General features: G+C 36.8%; 18 protein-coding genes. 2 read left to right on the forward strand and 16 right to left on the reverse strand.

Features of this window, described 5'->3' with window-relative positions:
- Window position 1 precedes the first annotated feature (1 nt).
- The 13 genes from AC0L7T_RS04100 to AC0L7T_RS04160 all read right to left on the reverse strand — a co-directional run bounded on the left by AC0L7T_RS04100 (window position 2) and on the right by AC0L7T_RS04160 (window position 15842).
- Window positions 2-700, reverse strand: a complete 699-nt coding sequence (locus AC0L7T_RS04100; protein WP_473341204.1) for a response regulator transcription factor — start codon at window positions 698-700, stop codon at window positions 2-4.
- Window positions 701-928: 228 nt separating this feature from the next.
- Window positions 929-1456: a helix-turn-helix domain-containing protein gene (locus AC0L7T_RS04105; RefSeq protein WP_473341205.1), complete on the reverse strand. Its 528-nt coding sequence runs from the start codon at window positions 1454-1456 to the stop codon at window positions 929-931.
- Between the two features lie 239 nt (window positions 1457-1695).
- Window positions 1696-3183 carry a pyridoxal phosphate-dependent decarboxylase family protein gene (locus AC0L7T_RS04110; protein WP_473341206.1) on the reverse strand — a complete coding sequence of 496 codons (1488 nt, stop codon included), beginning with the start codon at window positions 3181-3183 and terminating at the stop codon, window positions 1696-1698.
- A gap of 104 nt (window positions 3184-3287) precedes the next feature.
- The gene (locus AC0L7T_RS04115) at window positions 3288-4787 is read right to left on the reverse strand and encodes a TlpA family protein disulfide reductase (protein WP_473341207.1); all 1500 of its coding nucleotides are present in this window, start codon (window positions 4785-4787) and stop codon (window positions 3288-3290) included.
- A 51-nt stretch (window positions 4788-4838) separates the two neighbouring features.
- Window positions 4839-6416: an SGNH/GDSL hydrolase family protein gene (locus AC0L7T_RS04120; RefSeq protein ID WP_473341208.1), complete on the reverse strand. Its 1578-nt coding sequence runs from the start codon at window positions 6414-6416 to the stop codon at window positions 4839-4841.
- A gap of 212 nt (window positions 6417-6628) precedes the next feature.
- On the reverse strand, window positions 6629-8719 hold the full coding sequence (locus tag AC0L7T_RS04125; RefSeq protein ID WP_473341209.1) for a Kelch repeat-containing protein: 2091 nt from the start codon (window positions 8717-8719) through the stop codon (window positions 6629-6631).
- A complete protein-coding gene (locus AC0L7T_RS04130) occupies window positions 8716-9951 on the reverse strand; it encodes a hypothetical protein (RefSeq protein WP_473341210.1) in 1236 nt (411 codons plus the stop codon). Before AC0L7T_RS04130 ends, AC0L7T_RS04125 begins: the two co-directional genes overlap by 4 nt.
- A gap of 284 nt (window positions 9952-10235) precedes the next feature.
- A complete protein-coding gene (locus tag AC0L7T_RS04135; protein ID WP_473341211.1) occupies window positions 10236-10991 on the reverse strand; it encodes a carbohydrate-binding family 9-like protein in 756 nt (251 codons plus the stop codon).
- Between the two features lie 156 nt (window positions 10992-11147).
- A complete protein-coding gene (locus AC0L7T_RS04140; RefSeq protein WP_473341212.1) occupies window positions 11148-11774 on the reverse strand; it encodes a helix-turn-helix domain-containing protein in 627 nt (208 codons plus the stop codon).
- A 229-nt stretch (window positions 11775-12003) separates the two neighbouring features.
- On the reverse strand, window positions 12004-12528 hold the full coding sequence (locus AC0L7T_RS04145) for a DUF2306 domain-containing protein (RefSeq protein WP_473341213.1): 525 nt from the start codon (window positions 12526-12528) through the stop codon (window positions 12004-12006).
- Between the two features lie 176 nt (window positions 12529-12704).
- Window positions 12705-13703: a bestrophin family protein gene (locus AC0L7T_RS04150; protein ID WP_473341214.1), complete on the reverse strand. Its 999-nt coding sequence runs from the start codon at window positions 13701-13703 to the stop codon at window positions 12705-12707.
- A gap of 586 nt (window positions 13704-14289) precedes the next feature.
- Complete coding sequence (locus tag AC0L7T_RS04155; RefSeq protein WP_473341215.1) at window positions 14290-14865, reverse strand: DJ-1/PfpI family protein; 576 nt, start codon at window positions 14863-14865, stop codon at window positions 14290-14292.
- A 374-nt stretch (window positions 14866-15239) separates the two neighbouring features.
- A complete protein-coding gene (locus AC0L7T_RS04160) occupies window positions 15240-15842 on the reverse strand; it encodes a hypothetical protein (protein WP_473341216.1) in 603 nt (200 codons plus the stop codon).
- Window positions 15843-16846: 1004 nt separating this feature from the next.
- Between AC0L7T_RS04160 and AC0L7T_RS04165 the strand changes: the two genes are divergently transcribed.
- Window positions 16847-21784: a PKD domain-containing protein gene (locus tag AC0L7T_RS04165; protein ID WP_473341217.1), complete on the forward strand. Its 4938-nt coding sequence runs from the start codon at window positions 16847-16849 to the stop codon at window positions 21782-21784.
- Window positions 21781-22803, forward strand: coding sequence for a PorP/SprF family type IX secretion system membrane protein (locus AC0L7T_RS04170; protein WP_473341218.1), 1023 nt, complete (start codon window positions 21781-21783; stop codon window positions 22801-22803). Before AC0L7T_RS04165 ends, AC0L7T_RS04170 begins: the two co-directional genes overlap by 4 nt.
- Before the next feature lie 396 nt (window positions 22804-23199).
- On the opposite strand, the gene AC0L7T_RS04175 is transcribed toward AC0L7T_RS04170, so the two are convergent.
- From AC0L7T_RS04175 to AC0L7T_RS04185, 3 genes are all read right to left on the reverse strand, one after another.
- On the reverse strand, window positions 23200-23556 hold the full coding sequence (locus tag AC0L7T_RS04175) for a DUF6970 domain-containing protein (RefSeq protein ID WP_473341219.1): 357 nt from the start codon (window positions 23554-23556) through the stop codon (window positions 23200-23202).
- A gap of 292 nt (window positions 23557-23848) precedes the next feature.
- Window positions 23849-25141 (reverse strand): alpha/beta hydrolase family protein, encoded by a 1293-nt coding sequence (locus AC0L7T_RS04180; RefSeq protein WP_473341220.1) that lies wholly within the window; start codon window positions 25139-25141, stop codon window positions 23849-23851.
- A gap of 63 nt (window positions 25142-25204) precedes the next feature.
- Window positions 25205-26713, reverse strand: coding sequence for a TolB family protein (locus tag AC0L7T_RS04185; RefSeq protein ID WP_473341221.1), 1509 nt, complete (start codon window positions 26711-26713; stop codon window positions 25205-25207).
- Window positions 26714-26866: the final 153 nt, after the last annotated feature.

The raw sequence follows: 26866 nt of genomic DNA on the forward strand, positions 1-26866 counted from the left end.
GCTATATTTCATCGTTAAATTTATAGCCAACACCCCAAGCTGTTATAATGAATTTGGGTTTGTTAGGGCTGTCTTCAATTTTTGCACGAAGGCGGTTGATATGAGAATTTACAGTGTGGTCATATCCTGCGTATTCATAACCCCAAATAATGTTCAAAAGCTTTTCTCTGGTATAGGTTACACCCTTGTTTTTTGCCAAGAAGTAGAGGAGTTCAAATTCCTTTTTTGTGAGCTCAATGATTTTGTCATCGAGGGTAACCTTACGCTTAAATATATTGATCTTTAAATTATCAAAATGAAACACTTCGGTTTCATTTTCGATGATGGATATCGAGCTACGGCGTATGATTGCTTTTACCCTTGCAATAAATTCTCTGATACTAAAAGGTTTGCCTATATAGTCATCTGCGCCAGACTCCAGACCCAAAACCTTATCAATTTCTTCGGCTTTGGCTGTAAGCATAACAATGGGCGTTTGTATTTTCTCCATTCTTAATTTCCGGCAGATGTCTAATCCATCCCCATCTGGCAACATCAAATCTAAAAGAATAAGCAAGTACTGATTGTTAAGTGCACAATCCATTCCTTTGGCAAAGGTATTGACGCTTTCCACTGCAAAGCCCACATTACTTAAATGTAAAACCACTAGCTCAGCAATGTCTTTATCGTCTTCAATTAGAAGTATTTTTTTGTCACCCATTTTACAATATTGAAAAAAATATATCACAAAAGTCTCACAATCAAATATAATATAGCGCAATGAGGATTTGAGGGGACGACAAATTTAAAAGAATTGCCAGGAAGCTAACCATAGCCAATTAATGATTGTCATGACAGAAAACTCACCTAACTTTGTTTGATTTACTCTTTTCTACTTTAGCGATGAGCAACACAAAAATTAAAAAGTAAAGGGCCATGACTATGGGGCTCAAAGTTTTTTGATAAATGGGTAGATTAATGGGTACCTGTATGGACTATTTAGAGCCACACGTATACTATTCACTAAAATGACTAAACTACCAACGATAGCAGTTAATATCAGGATTGGAACTGGGATTATAAAAACTGCAAAAATTCCGCAGGGAACCATGATCATCAACAAATTGAGTTGGAAGTTGATAACATCAACCGCATGGGAATTCATGTCTGGTACAGCGTGTTTTTTCAATCCATAAATGACAAGGGTTGGAATAACGAAATAAAGCAACGCGCTAATATGTAACACCACAAGCCAGATCACATTGGTCTTTGAAGGGATTTCGCTATCAGTTGTAAACGCTTCAAACGATGTGTCAAGTGCCTTTGATATTTTATATAAACTATGAGAACGAGGAGTCACCTCTCCATTTTCAATTCTTTGAATTGAGCGGGTGGTAATTCCAGTTTTTTCGGCAAGAATTTCCTGGGTAATCCCCCTTTGAGTCCTTAGTTCCTTTATGCGTTCTCCAATTGTCATGTGCCGTTTTATTTATACATGCAAAGATGAAAGAATTTAGAAGGTAATTCAACTACATATTTACGACATTTAGACGACATTGTAGCATTTAGGGAAGTAGCATTATGGTTGTAAAGAATGACAGTCGATAAAAAAAAGATTCTTCAAAATGAGAAATGAAATGACTGAATTTAGGTTGAATTTAATTTTGAAAAAAGTGTTGTATGGGTTTTTCATTTTCCCGATAGTAACCTTTTTAATTAATCCTGTTCTTTTTGAGATCGTTTTAAATGAACCCTTCTTCCCGATTGGGTTATTATTTCAATGATTTCTTCAATGTCCTTTTGGGAGGTTCTGAAATTGACAATACATGCCCTCAAGCAGTATTTTTTGTTAACAATGGCATTGGATAGAAAAACCTCTCCGCCAGCCTGTAATTCATTCAATAAATCTTCATTCAGTTTGTTCAGGTAATCCTGATTTCTGCCATCGTTAAGTGGGACATACCTAAAGGTAGCTATGCTTAAATTCTGCGAAATAGCTTCCAATTCAGGATGTTTTTCAGCCAAATCAAATAACATTTGGGATAGTTCAATGTCTTCACGAATCAATGTTTCATAACCACTTCGGCCGATTTGTTGCAAGGCTAGCCAAACTTTTAGCGCCCTAAAACCACGGGAGTTTTGAAGTCCGTATTCATAGAAATTTTGCGTTTTTTCCTCTACACCATTGCTGAAGTTATAGTATTCAGGATGTGAACTATAAGTGTCAATTAAATGCTGTGGGTTCTTCACCAATGTACATCCAGCCTCAAGAGGACTATACAACCATTTGTGTGGATCTAAAGCAATAGAGTCGGCCTCTTTAATTCCTTCAAATAAATGCTTGAATTGAGGGACAACCGCAGCAGGTACACCATACGCACCATCAATATGGAACCACAGGTCATGTTTTTTGCAAACAGCAGCTATAGCATCCAAATTATCTACCACGCCAGTGCTTACGTCACCGGCTGTGCCAATTACCATTATGGGTTGACAATTCTTTTTCAAATCCGCTGAAATTGTGGCTTCTAAAACCATCGTGTCCATTTTATTGCAAGCATTTGTGGAAATCCATCGGATTGAATTAGTGCCCAGCCCAAATAAAATGGCTGCTTTTTCAACCCAGGTATGGGTGGTATTCGAACAATAAACGGTTAATTTTTTGGATGTGTTGCCTAGCCCATCTTCTTTGACAGTCTTCGGTGCTTTCGCTGTTCTTGCGGCTAAGAATGCAGTGAAATTTGCCATATTGCCACCACTAACCAATAAGCCACCATATTTTGGAGAAACACCTATGAATTCTGCTAACCACCTGATGGTTTGTTTTTCAATCTCAGAGGCAATAGGGCTTAGGATATGTGCGCCAACATTAGGGTTGACTGAGGCGGCGAGTAAATCAGCCAATGCGCCTATTGGCGTAGCTGAAGAAGTAATGTATCCGAAAAATTTGGGGTGCCCATTTAGTAAAGAATGGTTGAATAGTAATTCAGAGGCTTTGGCCACCAAGGCAGCTGCAGGTTTTCCGTTTTCGGGCAAGCCGGAATCCTCCAATATGTTTTGTAATTGGCCGAGGCTTTCATTTGGGGTGACTGGTTTTTCATCGATTGAATCAATGAAATCAGCTATGTCATCAATTAATTGATGTCCAATTTCCCGAAACTCTTCTTTGCTAATTTCTATAGCCGATTTTCTGGTTTTTTCCATTATAATTCTATTTTTCCATGGCTATATCGTTACCAATTTACTGGGTTTAACTAGTTAGTGAGGTATCGAATAAGGTTAAAGTTGACTAAGGACCTCCTACTGAATTATGATTTATTCAGTAATGCTACTATTTTTTCTTCGGTCGATTTCATGCTTGGGCTAAGATGATTTCCACGTTCAATAATTGACCCTTTTTTGTCAATTAGCATATGGTAAGGGATCCCATTAAACTGGAAGACATCAAACAAAGATTGAGCTTGCTTGCTATCAAGTTGGTAGTGTTGGCCGCTTTCCAGACCGAAGGTTGACAAAAGGTTATCTCTTTTTTCTTTATTTTCATCTGTGCAAACGTACACAAAAGCGACTCCTTGTTGGCCGAATTTTGATAATAACAGCTTTGAATCTGGCATTTCTTCAATACATGGTTTGCACCAGGTTGCCCAGAAATCCAAGAAAATTACTTTCCCTTTATTTTCTTCAAGAATCGTTTTAAAGGTTTCCTCTATAGGACTGCCTATCATTTCTTTCAATACTAAGGCGGTTCTTTCTTCCGGGTTGTTTAGGGTCTCTTGGGTTTTGTTATAAGTTTCCTGAAGTGGGTTTATAATATATGGGGCGGTCAATGTTTTCTCGAGGGCAACCTGATTTCTTTGATAACTTTCCAATGAATTGATACTGAACAAACTTTTATACAAACTACTTAGGCTTAATTGAAGAAGTAAATTGTCTGTATACATTTCACTTGCAAATTGGACAAAAGAGGAATCTGATTTTGATGTTTTGTCAGTTAAAGCTGGTATTAAATCAATACCAGGATATTGCTTTGCGAATTTTGAAAATAAATCTGCCTGTAGACTGCTTGTGATTCTTTTTTCAAGAACATGCCAGCTTACTAATTTGTCTTCGGAAAGCGGAAGAATTTCATAGTTGTAGTCAAAATAAGCTTCCGGAAGATCTTGGTGGTTCCAGCTGTATTCATCTAAAAAATGATAGTAGGATTCCAAAGCATACAGGGCTATCCAGTTTTTCGCCTCCTCATTTGGAGTGGATTCTTTAATGAATGAAGAGTATAGTTTTAATTGTCTTTCCTTAAGCCCATCCATCTCAAGAATAAAATCTGTTGCATTTTTCTTATAAGCAATGGCCTTGTCAATGGCCGCATAGCCTAAATTTTGCGTTTCCCGCAAAACTTGAAAATCGCTGATGCTGTTGTTGGTTTCCGCTCGACTTCCACTGTATTTAACAGTTTTAAGAAGTGCCATTCCCTTGTCTTTTGCTTCAAATTCCAGGTGAACGCTATCTCCTGGATGATAAATAAAATAGATGTTTGCAAAAGTGTTTTGCTCCAATAGCATGGCGTCCAATGGAAGATGTCCCTCAATAGTAAAGCTGAAGTTCCCAGTACTGTCAATTTTGATTAATTCAGTGGACTCGTTTACGCCAGGTTGTGAATAAATCAAACTTAAGGCGGAATTTTCGCCATTGTATTGGTGTATTTTCCCAGTAACAAAGGCAGGTTTCTTTTCGCTGTATTTCACCTCCTGAACACAGGAACCAAGGAATAAAAAGAGGAGAAGTATTATAATGGCATTGAAAGGTTTCATTGGTTTTTTGGGCTAAAGCGTTTCGAAACAGCGAAATGTAATGTTTCGGGTTTAATTCATTTGCTCGGCTATCATTTTAGACATCATCATCTGACCTTCTTCTTCAGGATGAATGCCATCTTTTGCTAACGAAGCCCATTGAGGTGACAAAGTGGTATGAATATCAATGTATTTACTGCCATTTAATGTGGCTACTTTTTCAAATTCAGGAATCAACCATTTTACTCTTTCAGAAGAACCATGGTATTTTTCTTTCATAATAGCATCTTCCCCACAGGGTGGAGGTGAAATCACATAAATTCCCGGTTGGTATTTGACATAAACAGGGTGGGCCTTTATCTTCTTCAGTAGCATGGCCATATTGGCTGGAATCTCTTCCTTTCTCGGCGCAAAGACTGCTTTACAATCGTTGGTTCCGAGCATGATCACCACCTTGTCCAGGCCATGTAAATTTTGGTCTGCCTCATTCATGTACCGGTCTACATTAAGTAATGTGTTGAGCTTTTCCTGACCATTGTTATTGAAACCGATGGTGTTACCGGAGATGCAGGTGTTGTACACCAAATCCTCGAAATACGTCTTCTTCAATTGGTCCACCCATCCATTTTCTTTGGCGCCATTCGAGTCTCCAATTACCAGCACTTTTTCTGTTGCTACCTGATCTAAAGCCACACTCGTAAGGCACTCATGCGTACCTTCAAAAATGGTAAGTTTAACCAAATCCTTGTAGGCTTTTTGATAATGAATTAGCCTGTCAGCAATACTGTCTTTGTCAGCGGCTACAAAATTTCTGGAAGCGAGCATTTCTATAATGTCTTCCTGAGGAATAATTTCCTTTTTCTCCTGGGCGTCAAAATCAGCAACTACCTTATTGTAAAAATCCAAAGATTGAGTAATTGGGACTGATCCGGTATACCCATCATGAATGCCAGCATAAATATAGAGTTTGCTGTTTTTGCGTTTTTCTACAGGCGTTTTCATGTAAATCGGAGAACGTTTTTCAGCTTCTTCCTCACCTAAATAATAGTTTTCCCTATCAAAATCTTCCTCCTTAACAGTTGAAGCGGCAATGTCAATTGAATATTTGTTTCCTCTGCCTTCTGACTCGTAATACCACTTTTTTAAATCCGACAAGGGTACCCAAGCCGAAAAGGTCTTTACGGGATAATTGGTGTTCATATAGGTAAGCAAGGTGGCATATCCGCCTCCGCTTGTGCCGATTACATGAATATTGTTAGGGTCTGCATTGCCATTTTCTATCGCATAGGTTATGGCATCTTCGATGTCCTGAATTACATATTCACTACCACAAGCTTTAAAATTTTTGTTTGGCCCTCTAAAATCAGGATGAATGTAGTTGTAATCCTTCTTTATGCTCTCATCTACCAGTACGTCTTCCTGTTCGTAATTGGCGCTCCATGTATGTAGGCTGACAATCAAAGGTCGATTTTTTTGCTTTGCAGGGTAAAAAATCGCAGGTTGATTTTCCCCATCTAAGGTGGATGGAATCATTATTCTCGAACATTCCTCCGGCCAGTTTTCAATCTGGGTATTGTCCCATGTTGGGTCGTTTTGAGCAAATGCGTTTGTAACAAATAAGAAAAGGATTGATAGAATGCTTAATTTCATAGGGGATCTGATTTTCACGTGATTCAATATTGACTAATTCGCCCTGAGATTTTGTGCTGGTATTATCAAGGTTTTTTGTCCATAAAATAGCGCATACCTGCTTTTCACGAACCAAAATTTAATTTAAGAATTTTGCGCCAATATTTAGTCCTATGATTTTGGGTTTTATTAAAAGAAGAGGGGCTTCAATTTAATGCCCCATTTTATTCTTATCAATATTTCAATTTTTCTAAGTCAATCTCCCAAAGGTGACTGTAACGGTCTAAAATATATATATTCCCTTTACTCATGAATGCCATATTTCGGTAAAAATTATAATTTAGTAAATCCGAAAAAGTAAAATTGGTGACAAATCGAATCTCGTAATTTTCCAGATTCAGAACATGCATACTGCTTCCTAACAAATATGCGTTATTTCCAATTACAAAAACTTGGTCAGTTTTTATGCCTGAATAGTTCAATCCCTCAAATTGTTTAATTAATTTCCAGCGTTCTTTAATAGGGTCAAATTCAAAAAGCCCAAAATTTCCGTTTATACTTCCATCGGGGTCCCCTAATGCAAATTGTTTTTCTTTGTGCTCAAAAGCAATGGTTCGTCCTATATATTCGCGACCAAATTCTTTGTCTGGTAACCTGATCCATTCTTCTGTTTGTAAATTAAATTTGTACCTATTTTTATGATCGTTACCAGTTTTCATGACGATACCACCCTCAAAATAAAGAAAACCGTTAAAGGCGTGTGCCAGTACGGATTCCTTTTCGTAAAAAGGAAGATCAGGAAGCCTTCTTAATTCTTTTGTTCGCAAATTAAAAACAAAAAGGGATTGGTTTACAGTACTGTTAATAGCATTGACTCCACCACCTATATACCATTTTTCACCATATAATACTCCAAATGTAAACTGAAGTTGGCTGATTTCATTTGGTAATTGGTGAATTAAATCCACAATTTTCTGATCAATATCAAATTCAAAAATATTATGATTGCCTAAGAAATAACCTTTTTCCCCATAACCTACCATATTTCCCAAATTCCAATCTGGTGAAGGTTTAGTAGATGCATACGGATTCTGCATGTAAGGAAAATCTGGATTTGTAAACTCAAAAGTAATGGCCTCTTCAGAAAGCTGATCAAAAGTTTTAATTTTCATCACGTTGTTTGTTCGCATGTAAAAGCTTTCTAAATCAGCAATACGAAAAGTCAAAGACTCACCATCTGAAGTAAATCCTTCTAAGGATACTGGATGTCCATTGACAATAGCTTTATGAGTTCTAGTGGCGGCAGTATTAAAATTATGACCTTTTATTGTGAAGTTTTCAAATGGTTTTATCAAAAGGTGCTGATTGGAGTTTATTTCTGGTGGATTGAAAGCAAAGATATAAGTCCCCATAGAGTATAATTTGCCACGAATTTCAAGGGTCAGGTTATTGTTTATACCTGCATATTTGGGGTTGGGTGTAAATACTATCTTATTGTTTTCTGCAGATTGAATGGTGACATTGCTTCCGTAAATTCTCTCCGGAACATCTGGGCTAGTAACTATTTTCAAATTTATGTCTTGCAAATACTTGCCAAGTATTTCAACACTGCCTCCATAATCGATAAATTGAGTGTCTCTTTCTTCGAATTCAGCATTTTGGAAAGGAAAAATTACATTCATGTCTAGCTTTTTATCCAAAACCTGAAGAGTAATGTTAAAAGAATCAGGACCAATTTCCCCATTATTGAAATTAGAAAATTCAGGAACAATAAATTTGAATGAGTTTTCTTCAATATTGACAATTTTGGCTTCTTTGTCTTGGAAATTCACAGCGTAACTTTCATGGAGTTGACTCATGTTACTGCCCCATACAGTGATGGTGTCTCCGTGAAAAACAGGTGTTTTATATTCGAATCTTTCAAATATAAAACCTGGAGCCCCCTGACTTACAAATCCAAATGGTTCTGAATAAACTCTTTCTGAGGTAGTTTGAATATAGGCTACCACAGCATAAACTTTACCTTTTACCAAGGAATGCTTAGCTTTTAAGGTAAACTCTTTTTCAGGTTTTCCTTGCTGTGAAATTATCTCAGAATTGCTTAAGGTAGGATAGCTATTAAGGCTATATAAGAAGCCATATTCTGTGATTTCATCGCTTCCAAAATCGTAAATATTGGAAACAAATTCAGCTCCACTATCATCCAATTCTTGGATATAGGCTATACTAAACCGGGGATTGGTTCTCGGAGTTAGTTCCTCCTGATCACAGGCATTTAAAAAGGAGAACACAAGAAGTGCGTTAAAAATAATGTGTCTTTTCATAACCTAAAACCTATCATGTAAGATGCGACAAGGGAATTGTAGTAAGATTGACGACTACTTAAATCAATCGTGTATTCCTTTGAGATATGCTCCAATTGAAATTCAGATATAATGCCGAAACGTCGGTTGTACAAAAAGTTAATACCTAGTTTTATTGCAGGCGACAATTTGGAGGATGAGTAAGTTAAAACGGATTCTTCATAGAGCCTTACTGTAACCGGCTCATAGGTGATTTTATGGTCCACTATACTAAACTTGCTCTCCAATGTATTGGTCCTAATAACAGCTCCTGCACCAAGATAGAACTCGTTGTTTTTGGACCTGTAAGCTAGATAATTGATGAATATGGGCACAATTAAACTTGATCTGGAATATTCTTCAGTAGCGGAATATCTCTGGTTTGGTTTAAACAATTCCATATTAATTACATTTTCCCCTTTGGTAAAACCTATGCCAGCATCAAAAGCAAAACGCGGCAACCGTCTCCATTGATCCAGCTTTACACCAAGACTTATATATGGGTTGTGTTGGGTGTCAAAAACATGAGGAATTTCATCAAATGAGTCTTCTGTAAGGTTGGATTGTGTAAAGGAAATGCCAGCACCTGCGATAATGGAGGCTCTCACAAAAGGTAAGTTTTTTACATTCAGTTCGTAGGGTTTCTGTTCACAATCATAGTAAAGTTTAAATGTAGATATCAATTCATGTTCAGATAGATTTGTTGAAGCAATCTTCTCCTGAAGTCTATTACCACATGGCCCAAAAAGCATGTAACTTAAATATCCCATGTACTCTCTGTCTTTGGCCCTTACTAAATTCCCATCTTTATCTTTTGCTTCATCAACAATATTCAATTCCAAAAAATAGTCTTCATTTTCTATATAATATTGATTTTTATAGCTCAAAAGGTTAACCTTTCCTTTTATAATAATTTGAAAAAATACCACTCCATCTTCTTCCTTATCTGGTATATATCTACTCATGAATTTTCTTCCATTTGACAAGCCAAACCCTTGAATGTCATCGGGATAATACTTGGTTTTTACTCCTTCATTCGAAACGAAAGGGATATATTTGATCGTGTTAAAATCAAATGATTTTTTGATCGTACCATAAATTTTATGGCCTTCCTTATTGATGATATAGTCCTGACTTACATCCTGACTAAAAGCCAGATAGGTGGTAGCAAAAAAACAGCAAATTGCTGCAGCCAGTAGCCTTGTTATTCTCATAATTCAAAAAATAATTAAACCTTAAAAAAAGGAAGATGTTTATATAATACTTTTTTAATGTGCTATAAATGGATCAATTATTGCCATAAAAATTGTATGGCACTTTTTTAAAAAACAGCACAATTTTGTGTGAACGTAAAAGTATTTAGGTTACAAACATAAAGAAAAAGACATAAATTAATCTAATGTTCGTGAATATTTACTTTAAAAAAAGCAGCTTAACTTTATATTAGCTAAACTTAAAAGTAATAAGGTTCCCTTATTTGGATGTTATTAAAGTTGCGTTACTTAAATATTAGTTTTCCGAAAACAGATGGTTTATGAAAGCTTTTTCCTGTGGGGGACCAGGCATAAGATTTAAATTCTTTGCCCTGGTTTTTGTCTAACCGATAAAAGTTGATTTTAATTTCAGTCTCAGGGCCTACTTTTTCAGTAGTTGCATTGGTCAAATCTTCAAAGGGTATGGCCATTTCGACGGCCCAGCTGTTGTCTATGTCATCGCGCTTGTTAAGGGTTCCCTGTACGGTCACCCCGGTACTAAGACCCGGTAAGTTAAATTTTGCTGTTGCCGGAACATCAATGTTTTCAGGATCGACAATATAACTGTCGAAAAGGATATTGGAAGGAGAAACTTCGATTTCTACATAGGTCTCAGGAACATTATCTACATCAATAAATACTTCTACAACCTCTTCTTTCCACAAATATTCATCACGTTGTGTGAATTTCGCCCAAATATCCGGATCCTTGCATTCAAATAAGAAATACAAGGAGTTGACATCATAAGATGCCTTGATATGGGTTTGTAGTTCGGCTTCTTGGACTTCCTTTCCAGAACGATTATTCTTCAGCGCTATTGGTTTGGCCTGCTGCCAAATGGGGTCGTCGGCTTTGCCATCGATTTCAGGAGCCTTGGAGGCAAAGGTTGCTTCAATTGTATAATCAGATGTAGATTTTTCAGCACAATGTGTGAATAGGCCAAATGTGGCAAGTATTAGTAAATATTTTAGTGGCATTTGTTGATAAATGATGTATGACAATTTTTACTATTTTTTTATAAGTAACCCTAAGGGAGGAGCAACGCTAATATCCAAGTAATTAGAAACGTTCTATCAAGGACCGCCTGAAAATTTGGTGATCTAAAACATGAGCCATAAGTTTATTCTTAAATCTACTCACTGGATTAGAGATTTGCCTTATTTAATGAATGGTATTTTTGGGGAAAAATTGATCTTTCGCTCTTCATCAAGGAACCAGGTATTTCTAATAATTACATATACATTAAATATATACATTATAGCCCACACAAAATAATGGCTGTCGCCGCTATTCCTGAAGTAAAAAATGGGGTTGTTACTTATAATAGTATAGATCACCGTCAAAATCATGTTTAACAGATAATAAATGATGGGGATTATAAAAAATGGAGTAAGGGAAAAAACAATTACCCAGGTTATTTGGAAATTAATCAGTGAATTTATTGAGTTCTCAAATTCTCTCAATTTTTCTTTTTCCCAAACCCAAATAATTGATGGGACAATAGCACCTAATAGAGGGAAAATCAAAAACGATAATGCAGACAAAAACAATATTTTTATTTGTTGTTTATTGTCTTCCAAATCTTTTTCAACTAACCCGTTAATGTCTTGTTTGAGGGCCAAAGACAATTTTGAAATACTATCGGCTGTTGGGGAACCTTCATTTTTCTCAATTCTTTGTAAGGTTCTCAAGCTTATTCCTGAGAGTTCGGATAGCTTTTCTTGGGTTAGGTTCTTCTGAGTTCTTAATTCTTTGATTTTTTGAGAAAGCATAGGAATGATCATTCATGTTTATTTTTGCTCGTAATCTAACTGAATTTCGCCAATTTAATTGTGTCAACTCTGTGTCTACTTTAGGTCAACTTTAGCCAAGGCTTAAAAAAACAATAGTATTTAGCATAAACCCATTGGTTTCCTATTCCAGTTCTGCCCGTATTAAATTATTGGCAATTATTAAACTTAATTGAATTGATGTTTTTAATCGAGCGATAATTAGGTTTTCCTTGTCTTTCTGTCAATGGTCAGCATTATTTAATCCCCTATGCTTTTTGGAAAGTTTTTTAAGGTGATAGGTAATACTTACTGTTATTAAGATGGCGAATGGAACTGAAATAATAAAGGAATACCAAATCAATTGGGATTTGCTAAGTCCAAAGGCAAATTCCCTGACAAAGTATTCGGTAGCTCCTGCCGCCCATAATCCCAATGCCGCTCCATTCATTCCAATAATATGACTGCGGAGGCGATTTTTGCTTTTGGGTTTAACAAGCATAGGGTACATTCCATACATTAAAAAAAGCAGAGAAACCGGGATTAAGTAATGAAAGACACTGAAGAATCCATCATTAAAATCATAGATAAATAAGGCAGAAATATTGACCAATAGCAAAGCTATTGCGAATACATAGCCAACCCTCTTGTGTAGTAAAGAGCCTTTTTTTGCAAGTAATATGTAAGCGCCTGTTAACAAGCCTATATTGGAGGTTAAAAAATGAATGCCTCCAATAGGAGAATGTATCCAATTGCCTATTTCTATCACCTCATTAAATGTAATTTACAGTATTCAATTTAAATATTTTTTTTGATATTTTTACTGTGTTGATAAATTTTAATGGTTTACAATCAATAGGATAGGAGGGTTTAGAAAGGTAATAGTAAAAATAGCACACCTTCATTTTGTTTCAAATTTTGAGATGAATGCCTGTTGTCTAAGGGTTACATGAGTACCCCATTTTTTGATTGAATGGCTGGAGGAAGCTCAGTCTCTCCCAGCATTTCTCTTAAATCTATTTCTATCGTTCTGCATAGGGACAACATTGGGATATCATTGGACATGCCTTGAAATGGGTTTTCTGAATAATCCCCGGTGATCTCCATCATTACGTATACCCAGCCAATCAAAGCACTGATCGGAATGGAAAGCCAAACACCCCAATTGCTTAAATTAAGTAGCTCCGGTATCATACTAAAAGGGAGTAGCATAATAAAAATCCCAACAAAATACCTACTAATATTGGCGTATTGTCTTGGTAAAGGAAATTTTTTGATGCGCTCATTTTTGCCCTGTAAGGTGTAAAAACTTCTCAGGACACCTTCCAATTGCATGTGCTGAAAATCATTAATAATTCCTTTCTCTCTTAAGGAGGTTAATTCTCGGGATTGTTCATTGATTATTTGGGTGGCTGTATTTGCTTTGTTTATTAATCGTTCGTATTCCTCGGAGGATAAAAATTGTTTCAGTTCTGTACGGGTTATTTCATCGTCTACCAAACCTATTCCAAATTGTTTCCTCAAATAAACGGCTTGTCTTCCTACAGAGCCCGATTGGCTGATATGCTCCCATTCAGTAGGGATCAGCAATTGACTTCTATGGGCATACAGCCATGCAATATGGCGGTAAAAGAGTCTCTTTTTGATTGCCTTAATGTCTTCCTCAAAAGGTTGTTTTGAAATGAAATTGGTAATTAGTCCATCTACCATCATTCCCCATGATCTACTTTCATTGACAATCCCTCCCCAGATTTTACGGGCTTCCCACATACGGTCATAGGCTTGGTTGTTTTTAAACCCTACATAAAACGCAACTGCAGTGCCTATAACAGAAACCGGAAGCCAAGGAATATAAATTTTAATGAGATCAAAATGATAAAGAGATGCTACAAGGCCCATCAACATTGATAACCACAAAATGTGATGCCAAGATAATTTTAACATTCTACTAAAACTTATGCTCTTTGTTACCAACATATTGGGTTTCTATTAAAAGGAAGAGGTAATTGTTTTTGCTAAATTATTCACCATTATGTTTCAATTACAAAAATAAATTGAACAATTATTAATTCAGTAACTGCCATATCTGTTGTTTAAATACTTTACTGTTTATAAAGAAAGTAAATATTTAAATTCAAATTATAATTTCGCGAAGTTGGAAGGTACAATGTTATTTAAAATTAATTTCCGTAAAATAGGTGATTAATGACGGTGAATCATTCAATATACAGAGACTTGTTGAAGTGTGCAAATTGGTTTTTCAGATAGGGTTTACTGACATTCGTTTATTGAGTATGTTAAAAAAGTGAAGCTGGTTAAATGGCATCCTTAACTTAGGCCTCTCTTGAGGCAATGTCTCCCAATTGAAGAGGAGATTGACAAAAACACCGAGGGAAAAAATGAAAAATTTTCTGATCTTGAAAATGAAAAAGGCCCAATCAAACCAATTATTGATGAAAAAGCGAGTGAGATAAAAGTCCAAAAAAGGTAAGGGCCTAACAACAGCCTTTACCTTTTTTGGTAGAAGAGATTATATCTCAATTTTAGTTCCCATAATTTTCAGGAATTCCCTGATAAAACTTGGGTGACCTGGCCATGCTGGGGAGGTAACAAGGTTTCCATCCACAAATGCTTGGTCTGCAGGGATATCCTGGAATTCTCCACCTGCTAAGGTTACTTCAGGACCAACAGCTGGGTAAGCGGTTAGTTTTCTTCCTTTTACAACGCCAGCTGTAGTCAAAATCTGGATGCCATGGCAGATAGCGGCAACAGGCTTGTCAGCTTCGAAAAAGTGTTTTACCATTTCGATTAATTTCCCATTTAATCTCAAATATTCAGGTGCTCTTCCGCCTGCAATTACCAAGCCATCATAGTCTTTAACTTTTACATCATCAAAGCTATAGTTTAGCACAAAATTGTGGCCTGGTTTTTCAGTATAAGTCTGGTCACCTTCAAAATCATGGATGGCGGTCTTAACAATGTCTCCCTTTTTTTTATTTGGGCAAACGGTATGCACAGTATATCCTACCATTTCAAGCATTTGAAAAGGAACCATCGTTTCATAGTCCTCTGTAAAGTCTCCAGTTAAAAATAATACCTTTTTCATTTCTTAGAATTTAAATTTGTTATTTGTTTTCTAAGGTTGCTACCAACCTTGTTGTACATGGTTTTTTGGGTGTTTAGATGCCTAATTTAATTAATTCAAACCGAATATGAAATATGGGAGGGTTTTGCAATTAGGCTAAAATTAACATTACCTTAATATACGGTTTTTGCTTCTTAAAGGGTGAATAAAGGATAAAAAAATGACCGTTCTAATGGGCAAAAAGCCATTGCTAACCATTTTTGAAAGCTGTCAAAAAATGAATTTCGAAGGCCTCGATTTTATAGCAAATTCAGCGAGGGAAATACCATAAAGCTCCAATGCTGGATCCAGGATTAGCAATCCTTGAAAGTAAACATAAAAATTGCACGATTAGGTTATTGTTCATCGGCCCAATCTTGCATTATTTGTGGCACCTTACTTCCGTCTTCAGAATAAAATTTTTCATTTTCGTCTTTTCTAATACCTACATACAAAACATTTTTATTTAGGTCAGCGATTAGAACGGCACTTGGGTCGCCTCCACTATGTGCTTGCATTCCCCAGGCATACAAAATCCCGTTAGTTATGGAAATGGGGGCTTCTACTTCCCAAATCCTTTTTACAAAATCATATTGAGAACCGAGCATTTTCTCTAATCGTTTTTTTATTACTGATTGGTCCAAAAGTTTTATTTCATAGGGATACTTCTTATCGAACGCATTTAGAAAGGAAAGCTCGTTTGAAATGGTATTGTCATGAGCTTGTTGGTTGGTAGCTTGCTTATTGGTACTCGGGATAATTTCTTTTTGCCTCAAGTTTTTCTCTTTCTCTGTTACTACCTTTTCAACAGCGTCGGTATTTTGTTTGCAGGATAATAGGGAGCAGGTTACAAGGAAAACAGTAGCAAAAGTATTTAAATTAAGGTGTCCCATATGAATTTTAAGCGTGTGTATTCGGAGTTCAGCATTCCAATTTAGGTAATTAGAATCCTTCTTCAATATTATGTTTTTCTGGTTCAGTACTTTACCCAAATGAGGCTAAGAATATGCTTCATAAATTGTGAATATAGAATAAAAAATGACCTGTTACAACTGAGTTAAAACCCCATGAAAGCCATAATATTTACCTATTTCCTCGATTATTCAGGTGTGTTTTGACCTTTTATTTAGGCTCTAAAGATGGTTTGGACAAAAAGATGCAATTGAATAAATAGGTGTCGTTTGATTTACAAGATCTCCCAATTCCAAAAGAGAGATGAAAAAGGAAGAGTTCTATAACCATTTTAATTGAATTTTTCATAAGCGCATATTTAAAATTATTGTAAACGATTATTTATATGAAAGTAGTGGACTCAATGGATGTCTACTTCTTGAATTTGGGAGAAGCTTAGGTCTTGTGGGGAATTAGAGCTCGCTTGATTGCGGCACATTCATTTCAGTATTTCCCCTAAAGGTTTAATTTAAATAAAAACCAAGGTCGATTTCACTAAATTTTATTTTGAGCGATGTTTTGATTAAAATAATTTTTATTTTGTACTTTCAAAAGTACTGTTGGCGTCTTGAAAAATGAAGTTTGTCAAATATTTTCTTTTATTTTATGATTGTACCAATGGTTACAATCCAATTGAAGAAGTTTAATTGTGTTGGTATTTTACATTATGAGTCAATGAAATTTATGGATAAGAAGCTAAGTATCGGTTTATAGAGATTGATATAAGAGGAATGAAACCCATAAATAGTTAATGTTTAATAAGTTGGATAAGATACCTGAAACATATGTAATGCAATTATTAGCCAGAAAGAAAGTAAGGATGAAAGATATTGTCCATAGACAGGCTAGTAAAAATAGAACACTAGCCAATACCTATTCAGAAGTACATTTATCTTTAAATGAAAATCACGTGAATGAAGGGCATGCTACTGGACAATCTTTCCACCTAGCATCAAGAGATTTTAAGAGATCAATTAAAAGTATTAATTAATATGTTAATCTGGCTTATTTCATGATAAATAGGGTTGTAAGAGTTGTTTTTATTGGTTTTTTCCTAATAGGACTTTTAGTTGTCTCAATTCTTGCTGCTGTAAATACTACTCATAACTTAAATCATTTAAGATTTTTTGATCGGGAAGAAGCTGACCCTGTGGCAGATTTTTCTTTTTCACCGGACAATGTATGTGCTGATACTCCGATAAAATTCACAAACCTTTCTGTGGGATCTGATTTAACCTATGAATGGGATTTTGGAGACCAGACAAGATCTAGTCAAAAAGATCCTTCTAAAACATTTTCGTCAGCAACGGGTAGTGGAGAAAAGATATTTAAAGTAACACTTACCGTTAAGGACAAGGATGATGTTATCGATATAGTGACAAAAACAGTTACCGTAAAAGAAATTCCTTCTCTGATAGTGAATAGTGATCAGGAAGAAACAACTTTTGAGAACTTACAGTATTATATTATTTGTCAGAACCAGCCTTCTGAATTTACTTTCTTTAATGGTGAGGGAAATAACGAAAACAATACAAATTATGAGATTGACTGGGGAGATGGAAGTGCCGTTTATGAGGAGCCACAAAAATGGTCTTCGCTTCAACATACTTATAATGTAGGTATATATAATATTACCTATACTGTGACTTCTGCGAATGGTTGTAAAGTGAGCAGAAAGTTTGGGGTATTTGTTGGCTCAAACCCAGCAGTTGGTTTAGAAAATCCAGGTAACACAAATGTCTGTGTAGGGGATCCACTTACATTCCCAATTACAGGTGCAGAGAATAATCCTGATGGAACAACTTATACAGTAACCTTTTCAGATGGATCTACTCCTCAGGAGTTTACTCATCCTCCACCTTCATCAGTTTCTCATGTTTTTACCCGGGGATCTTGTGGGGAAACTTCAGGTATTTTTGATAACTCTTTTTCTGTCAATATTGTAGCCCGAAACCCCTGTGCGGTTTCTCAAGCTACCGTAGCACCGATCAATGTCTCTGAGCCCCCAATTCCAGAAATTTCAATTTCATCAGAGACAGTATGCGTAGATGAAGTAATAAGGATTGAAAATGAGACTGACTTTTTAACTGAAGTTAGTGCCAGTGGAAGTTGTAGCGAGAATAAAAGATTTGTTTGGGAGATATCACCAGATGTAGGTTGGACCCTAAGTAGTGGTTCTTCATTGGGGAATCAACCAAACCCAACATCACCTAATTCATGGATGTCTGGTTCGGACATACTTAACCCTAAGTTTATCACCCCAGGCACGTACACGATTAAACTTATTACAGGGAATCGCTGTGGGATAAAAGAAGAAACAAAAACGATCACTGTTATTCCACAGCCCGAACCTTCATTCACTTTGGATGCTCAGGAGGTATGTGGGCCGGCAAATGTAAAAGCTACTAATACATCCAATATTTTAGGCTTGGGCGGAGATGATATTTACACTTGGGCGGTTAGTTATTCAAAAGGTAATTGTGGAATAGCTTCAGATTGGGAATTTTTAACTGGTTCAGATAAAAATTCTGAAAGTCCAAGTTTCCTTTTTAATAATCCAGGAGAATATACAATAAGTCTTACCATTAAAGCTAGCTGTGGTACATTCAAAGAGGAACAAAAGGTAACAGTTACGGCTCCACCAGAAATTTCTATTGGAGCAATTCCCCAAACATGTGGGCCGACAACCTTTACCCCTGAAGGAACAGTTAGCGTTTGTAGTTCTGATATACCGACCTATAAATGGACCTTCGAGGGAGGCATACCTTCTTCATCGTCTTCTCTTGACCCCGGACCCATCGAATTCAATACTGCGGGACCAAAAAAAGTTACTTTGGAAGTAACCTCTAGCTGTGGTACCACCACAGTTGAAGAAACTTTTTCCATATCTAATCCTCCGAATATTAGTCTTGGGCCGGACCTGGAAATTTGCAATGGCGAAGAGATTGAAATTAATGGAATTGCAACAGAAGGGAGTGGTGATTTTTTATACAATTGGACCAGTGTTCCTGCAAGCTCAATCGCCGGTTCTAAAGCTTCTGATATATCCATAAAGCCATCTCAGACAACCACATATACACTGACCGTTACTGATCAGGAAACCCAATGTACGATTTCCGAACAAGTTATTGTCACGGTAAACCCGGCACCAACCATACAGTTTAGCCTTCCAGATCAGGAGATATGTTCTGGTGAATCAACACAGGCGGTGACATTAAGCTCTTCTCCTTCTGGAGAAGCTATCCAGTGGACCGTAGATGCTGGTGATGTAACAGGAGTGATTTCCTCAGGAACAGACGAAATCCCTGTTCAAGAACTCACAAACTCTACTGGTCAGATGATAAAAGTTATCTATACAGCATTGATACCTAATTCTAACCTGGGCAACTGTTCGGTAGTCCCTGCCATATACACAGTAATAGTTCATCCAGAACCTGTTTATACTGATGATAATTTAACAATTTGTAGCGATGAAGAATTTGACTATAAGCCAATAGGCCTGGGCTCTGGATCTAATTTCACATGGACCGTAAATGCACCTCCAGGAATCATAGGCGCCAGTGAGTCAAGCCAATCAGAAATTTCTATAAATCAACAACTGGTAAATAGTACAAATGAGGCGCTTGATGTGACTTATACTGTGACTCCTGAATTAGGTAATTGTGTTGGAGATGATTTTGATTTGGTAGTAACTGTCCAGCCAGCACCTTCCATTACTTTTTCAGAAGATGATCAAATGCTTTGTACAGGTTCTGAATCTAAGGAAGTAACAATCATTTCAGATGTTAAAGAGGCATCTTTCTCATGGACTGCAGTGGCAAATGGAGTGGAAGGGGTTTTGACTTCAGGAACAAATGCGATCATTCCAGTCCAAAACTTAACTAATCCCACCAATTTCCCAATCACTGTAGAATATAAAGTGAACGTGAATACCAGTGACGGTGGTACATGCTCGGGTGTTCCAAAAACGTATAGAATTACCGTAAACCCATCGATAACCTTATCTGAAGAAATTTCAGATTTCAGTGGATATGAGATTAGTTGTTCTGGTGCTTCAGATGGATTCATTAAGCTTAATCCTTCTGGAGGGAATAGTGTGTTTTCGTATTCTTGGACTGGGCCAAATGGATTTACATCAAGCAATAGTGCCATTGAAAACATTGCTCCAGGGACTTATAACGTTAGGGTGGAAGATCAATATGGCTGTTCTGTTTCAAAATCCTATGATATTAATGAACCATCGAAACTCACTTTATCAGTGATTTCAACGACAAAGGTTATTTGTGCAGGAGATGAATCAGGAGCTATTGAATTGGCAGTGTCTGGGGGAATAGAAACAGAAGCCTATCAATTTGAGTGGACAAGAAATGGAGTATTATTTCCTGTTACTTCTCAAAATTTAACAGCCATCCCGGCTGGAGTATATGAAGTGACAGTTTTAGATGCCAATGGTTGTTTTTCTGTCATTACAGGTATTGAAATTACAGAGCCAGCTGCAGCAATTGTGATTAATTATAGCAAGACTGATATCAGTTGCTATGGGGCCAATGACGGTTCACTTGATTTAGATGTAAGTGGTGGTTTGCCTCCGTATAATATTAATTGGTCATTTGGATCCAGCCAAATTGGTTTTGATAATTTAGGTCCTGGCGATTACTCTCTGTCGGTTTCTGATCAAAGTGGCTGTGTCAGATCACAGACAATTACCATTGTAGATGCTCCTTTATTTAAAGTTGACCCTGAGATTGGTAACATCACCTGTTATGGCGCAAATGATGGATTTATTAAACTTAACCTTCAAGATGGAGTTGGCGCTACAACCATTAGATGGGATAATGGGGAAGAACTTGAAAATCTATTTAACCTAACACCAGGCTTTTATGGCGTAACCATTAAAGATCAAACAGATTGTGAAATAAGAAGTGAATTCAATATTATTGAACCAGCTCAGCTAGCCATGGAACCAAAGATTACAGATGCTTTGGATTGTGACAATTCCAATAGTGGTGAGATTCAGTTAGGTGTTTTTGGAGGAACTCAACCCTATACTATTTTATGGAGCAATGGAGAAACAAGTGAAAATTTAACAGGAATAACTTCAGGCCAATACGCAGTCACTATTACAGATGCATCTGGTTGTACTATAAATAGGGCTTTCGATGTAAAAAGACCTCCTTCTCTTGTAATTACTCCCTTCCAGAATAAAATTATCCAATGTGACCCACGAATTATTGAGGATGAAGTGAACATCACTATATCCGGAGGTATCGCTCCTTATAGCATTACTTGGAGTGGAGGTAACGTCTCTTCTGATAAAAAAACGATGACTACCACTGAGCCTGGGCTCTATGAAGTGACAGTTGTGGATGGGAAGGGGTGTGTCCTCACACAATCGTATAACATTGAAAACAATGAAACAATAGCCCGGTCTGAAGTCGAATCAGTCGCTTTTGATCAGTACAACTCCTTCTTAGTCAATTTCGAAATACAGTTCTGGAATAGGTCCTTTGGAAATATACTTGCTTACCATTGGGATTTTGGTGACGGATCAGAAAGCTTTGATGAAAATCCTAAACATACCTACGAAGCAGACGGAGAATATGAGATAGTGTTAACTGTAACCGATATTTTCGGTTGTCCAGTTAAAATAAGCAAAAAAATAAGTGTATTCGATTATTACTTAGTTGTTCCAAATGTCTTTACTCCTACCGGTGATGGTATCAATGATTATTTCTTCCCAAGGTTTGTAGGAATTGAGTCATTAGAGTTTTGGGTGCTGAATAAATGGGGGGAAACCATTTATTATACCGATGATTTGAATTCACAAGGATGGGATGGCAAACTAAATCAAGAACCTTCGATTCCAGGAAACTATGTTTACAAGCTGAAATTTAGTACGCTCGATGGGAGAACTCAAACGATGACGGACCTTTTTATGTTACTGAAATGAGAGCACTACTCCTAACTATCCTACTTGTTTCTGGAATCGTAATGGTCTCCATGGCACAAGATTTTCATTACTCCCAGTTCTATTCTGCACCCTTGTACTTAAATCCAGCTCTAACTGGAAGTACAGAGTTATCAAGAGTTGGTGTTAATTACCGTAAGCAGTGGCCAGGTTTGGATCAGGATTTCAATGCTTATTCTGCATACTTTGATCATTATAGTATTGACCTTCACAGCGGTATAGGAGTATCAGTAAATAGCTTTCAGGAGACAAATTTTAACATCAATACCTCTGATATTTCTTTTTATTACTCTTACAATCTTGAGGTAGCAAAATTTTGGAATTTTAGAATGGGATCCCAAGCCTCTATTGTAAGCAGGAGTGCAGCATTAGATAATCTTGTCTTTGGCGATCAAGTGGATCTTTTTAACAGAACGATTAGCTCGACTACAATGGATAATATCCCTAATTTTGACCCGTATTCCTATTTGGATTTATCTTTTGGAGGGCTTCTAACCAACGAAAGTGTTTGGTTAGGAGCCGCTTTTCACCATGTGAATGAACCAAGTTTAAGTTATTATCCAGATAGTGAAAATATTTATTTGCCTATCAAATGGAGTATACATGGAGGATTGAATTTACCTTTAGATGCTTATCAAAGCTCTGGTAATCAGTATGACAACATGGCCTCAATAATGGCCAACTATAAGAAGCAGGGAGCTTTTCAGCAAATAGATATCGGGGTTCAATTATTCTATAGATCTGTTATTTCAGGAATAAGTTACAGAGGAATTCCAGGCTTAAGGAATATGCCAAATCAAGACTCTATTATATTTTTGGTCGGCGTAAAACTAGAATCAGGGATGGTTATAGGATACAGCTATGATTTCATGGTTTCAAACATTGGTTCTCAGGCAAAAGGAGCACATGAACTCTCGATACGGTACCAATTCTTCATAGGGGATCCAAAAGACAGAGGTCAAAGAAGTCGAATTCTCCAATGTTTTGATTATATAATGTAGACTTCAGAAAGCATTCTTCATAATAATACCTGCGTACAAGCATGATTTTGGAAGGTTCCTTAAAAAGCAAAAGATATTGAACGTTATAGATTCACCCAAATAACTTTTAATGAAATTACTTGAGACGACAAGAATTCAGGTTTCGCTAATATCAAAAAATGGAACTGATCTTTACACTACTTACAATTGAATAGGAAAAATTGTCTATTCGCTAAGGAAAAGTAATTATTATGCGACATGGAATATGAATACAGGTCATTAAAAGGTTTTCTCCAGGTGAGGAAATGCATCCTGGAGCCTATTATTTTACCAGCTCAAACCCCAAAGGGTAAAATGGCATAAATAGGTGCCTGATGAATGTCCTGACCTCCATTTCTTCAACTTACAGTATTTTTTTTAATTTCTGTCGTCTTGCCAGATTAGTGTTTTTTCTATTTGGGCGTTAAAGTCAGGGCAATTGCCATCCCCTGCACCTGTAAATCCACCGTCGGGAGCGCAGATCTCATTGCAATTGTCGTCATACAAATAGTTGAATTGGTCACAACAATCTGAAGTAAAGTAGTAATAAGTATTGTCACCATCTTTCCATTCCCAAACGCTTGCCGGAGGGTTTTGGACCTTCTCTCTCTGTATTTTTCTTATCTTTTGTTTGATGCAATTTGGGACATCTTTTTCTAATTCAAGTTCCGTACAGGACATAGCTGTCAAGGAGAGCAGAAAAAGTCCTACAACCATTTTGATTGAATTTTTCATAAGTCATTAAATTAGTTCAAACGATCATTTATAGGCAAATTAGTGGTGTTTTAAGTGCTGTTTTTCAGGTTATAAACTATCCTATTCGGAAATGAACGCATAACCACTAATATTTCTTTGTACGTTTAATGAGCATTTAAGGATAAATTTTGACCGAAAATATGCTGGCCAAGACCAATTAGATATCAAGTCTGGCCTTACTTCTTTTAATTTTTTTAAGGTAGAGACCTCTTACAAGGGTGTTTTTTGTAGAAAGAGACTCCATTTTAGCTTACGAAGCAGGGGATATCATTTAATTAGCAACAGTTTTTGTCCATTCCTGAATAGTTTTTAAATAGTCAGGATGCAATTTTGTCCAGTAGGGGAAATCACTTTTGCCAATATTGTTCATTGAATGGGAAGCTCCCTCTAATAAAATTATTTCGAAATTACCCTTATTGGATTTCGAAAGTGCATTGGAAATGAGTTCATGACTATTGGTAGGGATTATTTCATCCAATGTCCCTTGGAGGATTAGAACAGGTTGCCTGCTGGTTTCAAAGTATGGGATCGGACTGAAATAAAGTTTTTCATCGGTTTGAACCTCATCTAAATTTGGCACCCAAACATTGGCAAACCAGGATTTTGATTTTTCAGTATTTAGTGCCTCTTCCAAATCTGTTCTTGAAAGTCCTCCAGCGATAAATTCGAAAACCTTGCGTTGCAATGCACTCGCTTCATCTAAGTCATCTCCTAGGGCTTCAGCATTTCTATTTTTCCAATAGTTCAAATCGCTTTCTAAAAGGCTGACTCCTGGACAACTTACGCCAATTCCATACGATAGATTTGTTAGATTACTTAAAATGTATGGTATTTTGGTTGCTCCTTGACTACTTCCTTTTATACCTATTTCCTTAAATGGTATTCCAGTTTTTTCAGAAAATTCTCTTATAGCCTTAATATCATCTGACAAAAGTTCCTCCATCGTTGCAGCTTCCCAATTGCCCGCAGAATTTCCAGTGCCTCTTTTATCATAATGGAAAGTAGTAAACCCCATTTGTGAAAAGAGAATGGCTTCAGCCCTTGAGGCACTTCTATCCGCATTTCCAGAAGAAGTTACAATCACTATTCCCTTATTGCTTGTCGTTTCAGGGTACCAAATGGTACCGTATAGCTTTGTTCCCTTGGATTGAAAGCTTATTTCTTCATTTATTGGCGCTTTGGTGTGACCCAAAAATTTCTTTTCCAGAATGTATTCTGTTGTAATGGTGTCGACAGAAAGGGAGCCTTGAAGTTTACTGTAATTGTCAACCCATTTATTTCTGAAACTGTAAGTATAAAAATCGCTCTGAAGCCTGAAATTTATCGAATCACCTTTGGTTTCAACATCTTTAAACGGAATCCGATTGGCATTTTGCGCTAAACTTGTGAAGAACACCGAAATATTGTTGGTGTCGCCTTCTACTTCCACGAGAATCTCATCAGAAAAATTGCCATATTTAAATGTACCGCTATAGGCTCCAGTCCTTTCCCCTTTATTGGTTTCGGAGGTAGGTTGGCAAGCAATTATTCCAAAAGCGATGATAATGACAAAGATCTTTTTCATTATTAACGGTTTCAGCAGTTGATAGATAGTCTATTGTATCATTCGAGTCGAGGTAAATACTTTTTAAAGCCTGGTATTGGTGACAAAAGAAAATGACTTGCTATCGGGAGACCAACTAGGTACGTTTATCGATCCCTGACCTCCATATATATATCCAACAATTTTGGGCGTACCTCCATTGAAAGGCATAATTCTTAAGTAGCATTGTTTGTAGAAAGGATGATCGTTGGGATCAATGTCTTTTGGGAAAGAAATAAAAACAATCCACTTTTGATCAGGGCTTACATGAGGAAACCAATCATTGTATTCGTCACCAGTCAATTGAACTTGATTTCCACCATCAGCATTCATTCTCCAAATTTTCATCTTGCCAGATCTTGCAGAATTAAAGAAAATGTAGGCCCCATCTGGGCTGTATTCTGCACCATCATCTAAAGTTTTTTGGTCTGTCAATTGTTGTTCTATACCTGTTTTGATTTCGGTAGTGTAGATGTCATATTGTCCTTTTCTATGCCCTGTGAAAATCATTTTTTTATTGTCCGGCGACCAACCATGTAAATAAGAATCCCCTGCACCTGATGGTGTAACCCGAACGGGAATAGAGTCTCCTTCTGAGGGTAGATAATACAGGGTGGATTGATTGTTGTCTTCTTCATTGTGATTGCTAATGCCCATTAAACTGCCATCGAAAGTCAACACATGGTCATTGTTATTTTTAATAGCAAAACCCGTATTGAATGGACTTATTTTTTCTTCACTAAGATGGTATTTGTAAAGGAGGCCTCCTCCGTTGTATATTAAATGGTTCCCATCCGGAGTCCAATTTGGAGCTTGTATAGCGTTCGTCGTGCTGTGTAGGATTTTCCGATGACCTGTTGATACCTCCATTACTTCAAGATTGCTTCCAATATAATCTCGATAAGGTTTGAAATCAGAGGCTGCAGGACGTATGATTCTGACATTTCTAAACTTAACTACTTCAACTATATCAGCATTGTGAGCACATACATATAGGCCAATATAAACCTGATTTTTAATACTTGTATTGGTTGTCTTGACCTCACGAAAGGGTTGCCCAAACTTCGCCGTCGACATTATAAAGGTACTTCCTCTCCTCTCCAACTGGATAACATCGGGAAGACTATCGGTGGAAACATTTTCCCCCGTAACACCTTTGATGGTACTTCGGTATTGTAAAGCGGTCAGTCCATCCCCATGAACAGATGCGTTGACATGAGGAGTGTCCGTATTCAAGTCATTTTTTATAATCCACCCTGCTTTTCGATGAGGGTCGACACCCTTTCCCAAAAACGCAACCTCTGCCCTTACAATAAAATCACCCTGAATTGTGGTCCACAGGTATTGGAATTCATCTTTGTCGAACCACATGTTTTCACCACTGCCTCCAATCGTATAGGTTTGATCGTTTTTCTGATATTGGGCAAACCCTTCATTTTTGACTGCTCCAATGTCCAAATGATTGTCAAACAGACCAATTTTAGTCTGGGCCTCAACGAAGCCCAATTCGAAAAATACTATTGCTAGGGTAAATGCATATTTAATAAGGGGCATATTTGGTCCGGTTATTTTAAGTGAAATAAAGCCTTTTGGGTATTCCTTTAAAAGAGATAGTAGTTTAAAATTCTAATAATATAACAATTAAATTACTTTTAATCAATTGGTTAATCTTGTTTTAGGGCCATGCCTCGATTATCCCATGGTCAG

It is taken from the genome of Cyclobacterium sp. 10D3-21, from assembly GCF_055809755.1.

What these genes read in the sequence shown, in the direction of transcription:
- AC0L7T_RS04175 (WP_473341219.1), bottom strand. Translation starts at nt 23,556, where the DNA reads ATGAAAAATTCAATCAAAATGGTTGTAGGACTTTTTCTGCTCTCCTTG.
- AC0L7T_RS04180 (WP_473341220.1), bottom strand. Translation starts at nt 25,141, where the DNA reads ATGAAAAAGATCTTTGTCATTATCATCGCTTTTGGAATAATTGCTTGC.
- AC0L7T_RS04125 (WP_473341209.1), bottom strand. Translation starts at nt 8,719, where the DNA reads ATGAAAAGACACATTATTTTTAACGCACTTCTTGTGTTCTCCTTTTTA.
- AC0L7T_RS04165 (WP_473341217.1), top strand. Translation starts at nt 16,847, where the DNA reads ATGATAAATAGGGTTGTAAGAGTTGTTTTTATTGGTTTTTTCCTAATA.
- AC0L7T_RS04120 (WP_473341208.1), bottom strand. Translation starts at nt 6,416, where the DNA reads ATGAAATTAAGCATTCTATCAATCCTTTTCTTATTTGTTACAAACGCA.
- AC0L7T_RS04185 (WP_473341221.1), bottom strand. Translation starts at nt 26,713, where the DNA reads ATGCCCCTTATTAAATATGCATTTACCCTAGCAATAGTATTTTTCGAA.
- AC0L7T_RS04155 (WP_473341215.1), bottom strand. Translation starts at nt 14,865, where the DNA reads ATGAAAAAGGTATTATTTTTAACTGGAGACTTTACAGAGGACTATGAA.
- AC0L7T_RS04130 (WP_473341210.1), bottom strand. Translation starts at nt 9,951, where the DNA reads ATGAGAATAACAAGGCTACTGGCTGCAGCAATTTGCTGTTTTTTTGCT.
- AC0L7T_RS04100 (WP_473341204.1), bottom strand. Translation starts at nt 700, where the DNA reads ATGGGTGACAAAAAAATACTTCTAATTGAAGACGATAAAGACATTGCT.
- AC0L7T_RS04115 (WP_473341207.1), bottom strand. Translation starts at nt 4,787, where the DNA reads ATGAAACCTTTCAATGCCATTATAATACTTCTCCTCTTTTTATTCCTT.
- AC0L7T_RS04140 (WP_473341212.1), bottom strand. Translation starts at nt 11,774, where the DNA reads ATGATCATTCCTATGCTTTCTCAAAAAATCAAAGAATTAAGAACTCAG.
- AC0L7T_RS04170 (WP_473341218.1), top strand. Translation starts at nt 21,781, where the DNA reads ATGAGAGCACTACTCCTAACTATCCTACTTGTTTCTGGAATCGTAATG.
- AC0L7T_RS04150 (WP_473341214.1), bottom strand. Translation starts at nt 13,703, where the DNA reads ATGTTAAAATTATCTTGGCATCACATTTTGTGGTTATCAATGTTGATG.
- AC0L7T_RS04110 (WP_473341206.1), bottom strand. Translation starts at nt 3,183, where the DNA reads ATGGAAAAAACCAGAAAATCGGCTATAGAAATTAGCAAAGAAGAGTTT.
- AC0L7T_RS04105 (WP_473341205.1), bottom strand. Translation starts at nt 1,456, where the DNA reads ATGACAATTGGAGAACGCATAAAGGAACTAAGGACTCAAAGGGGGATT.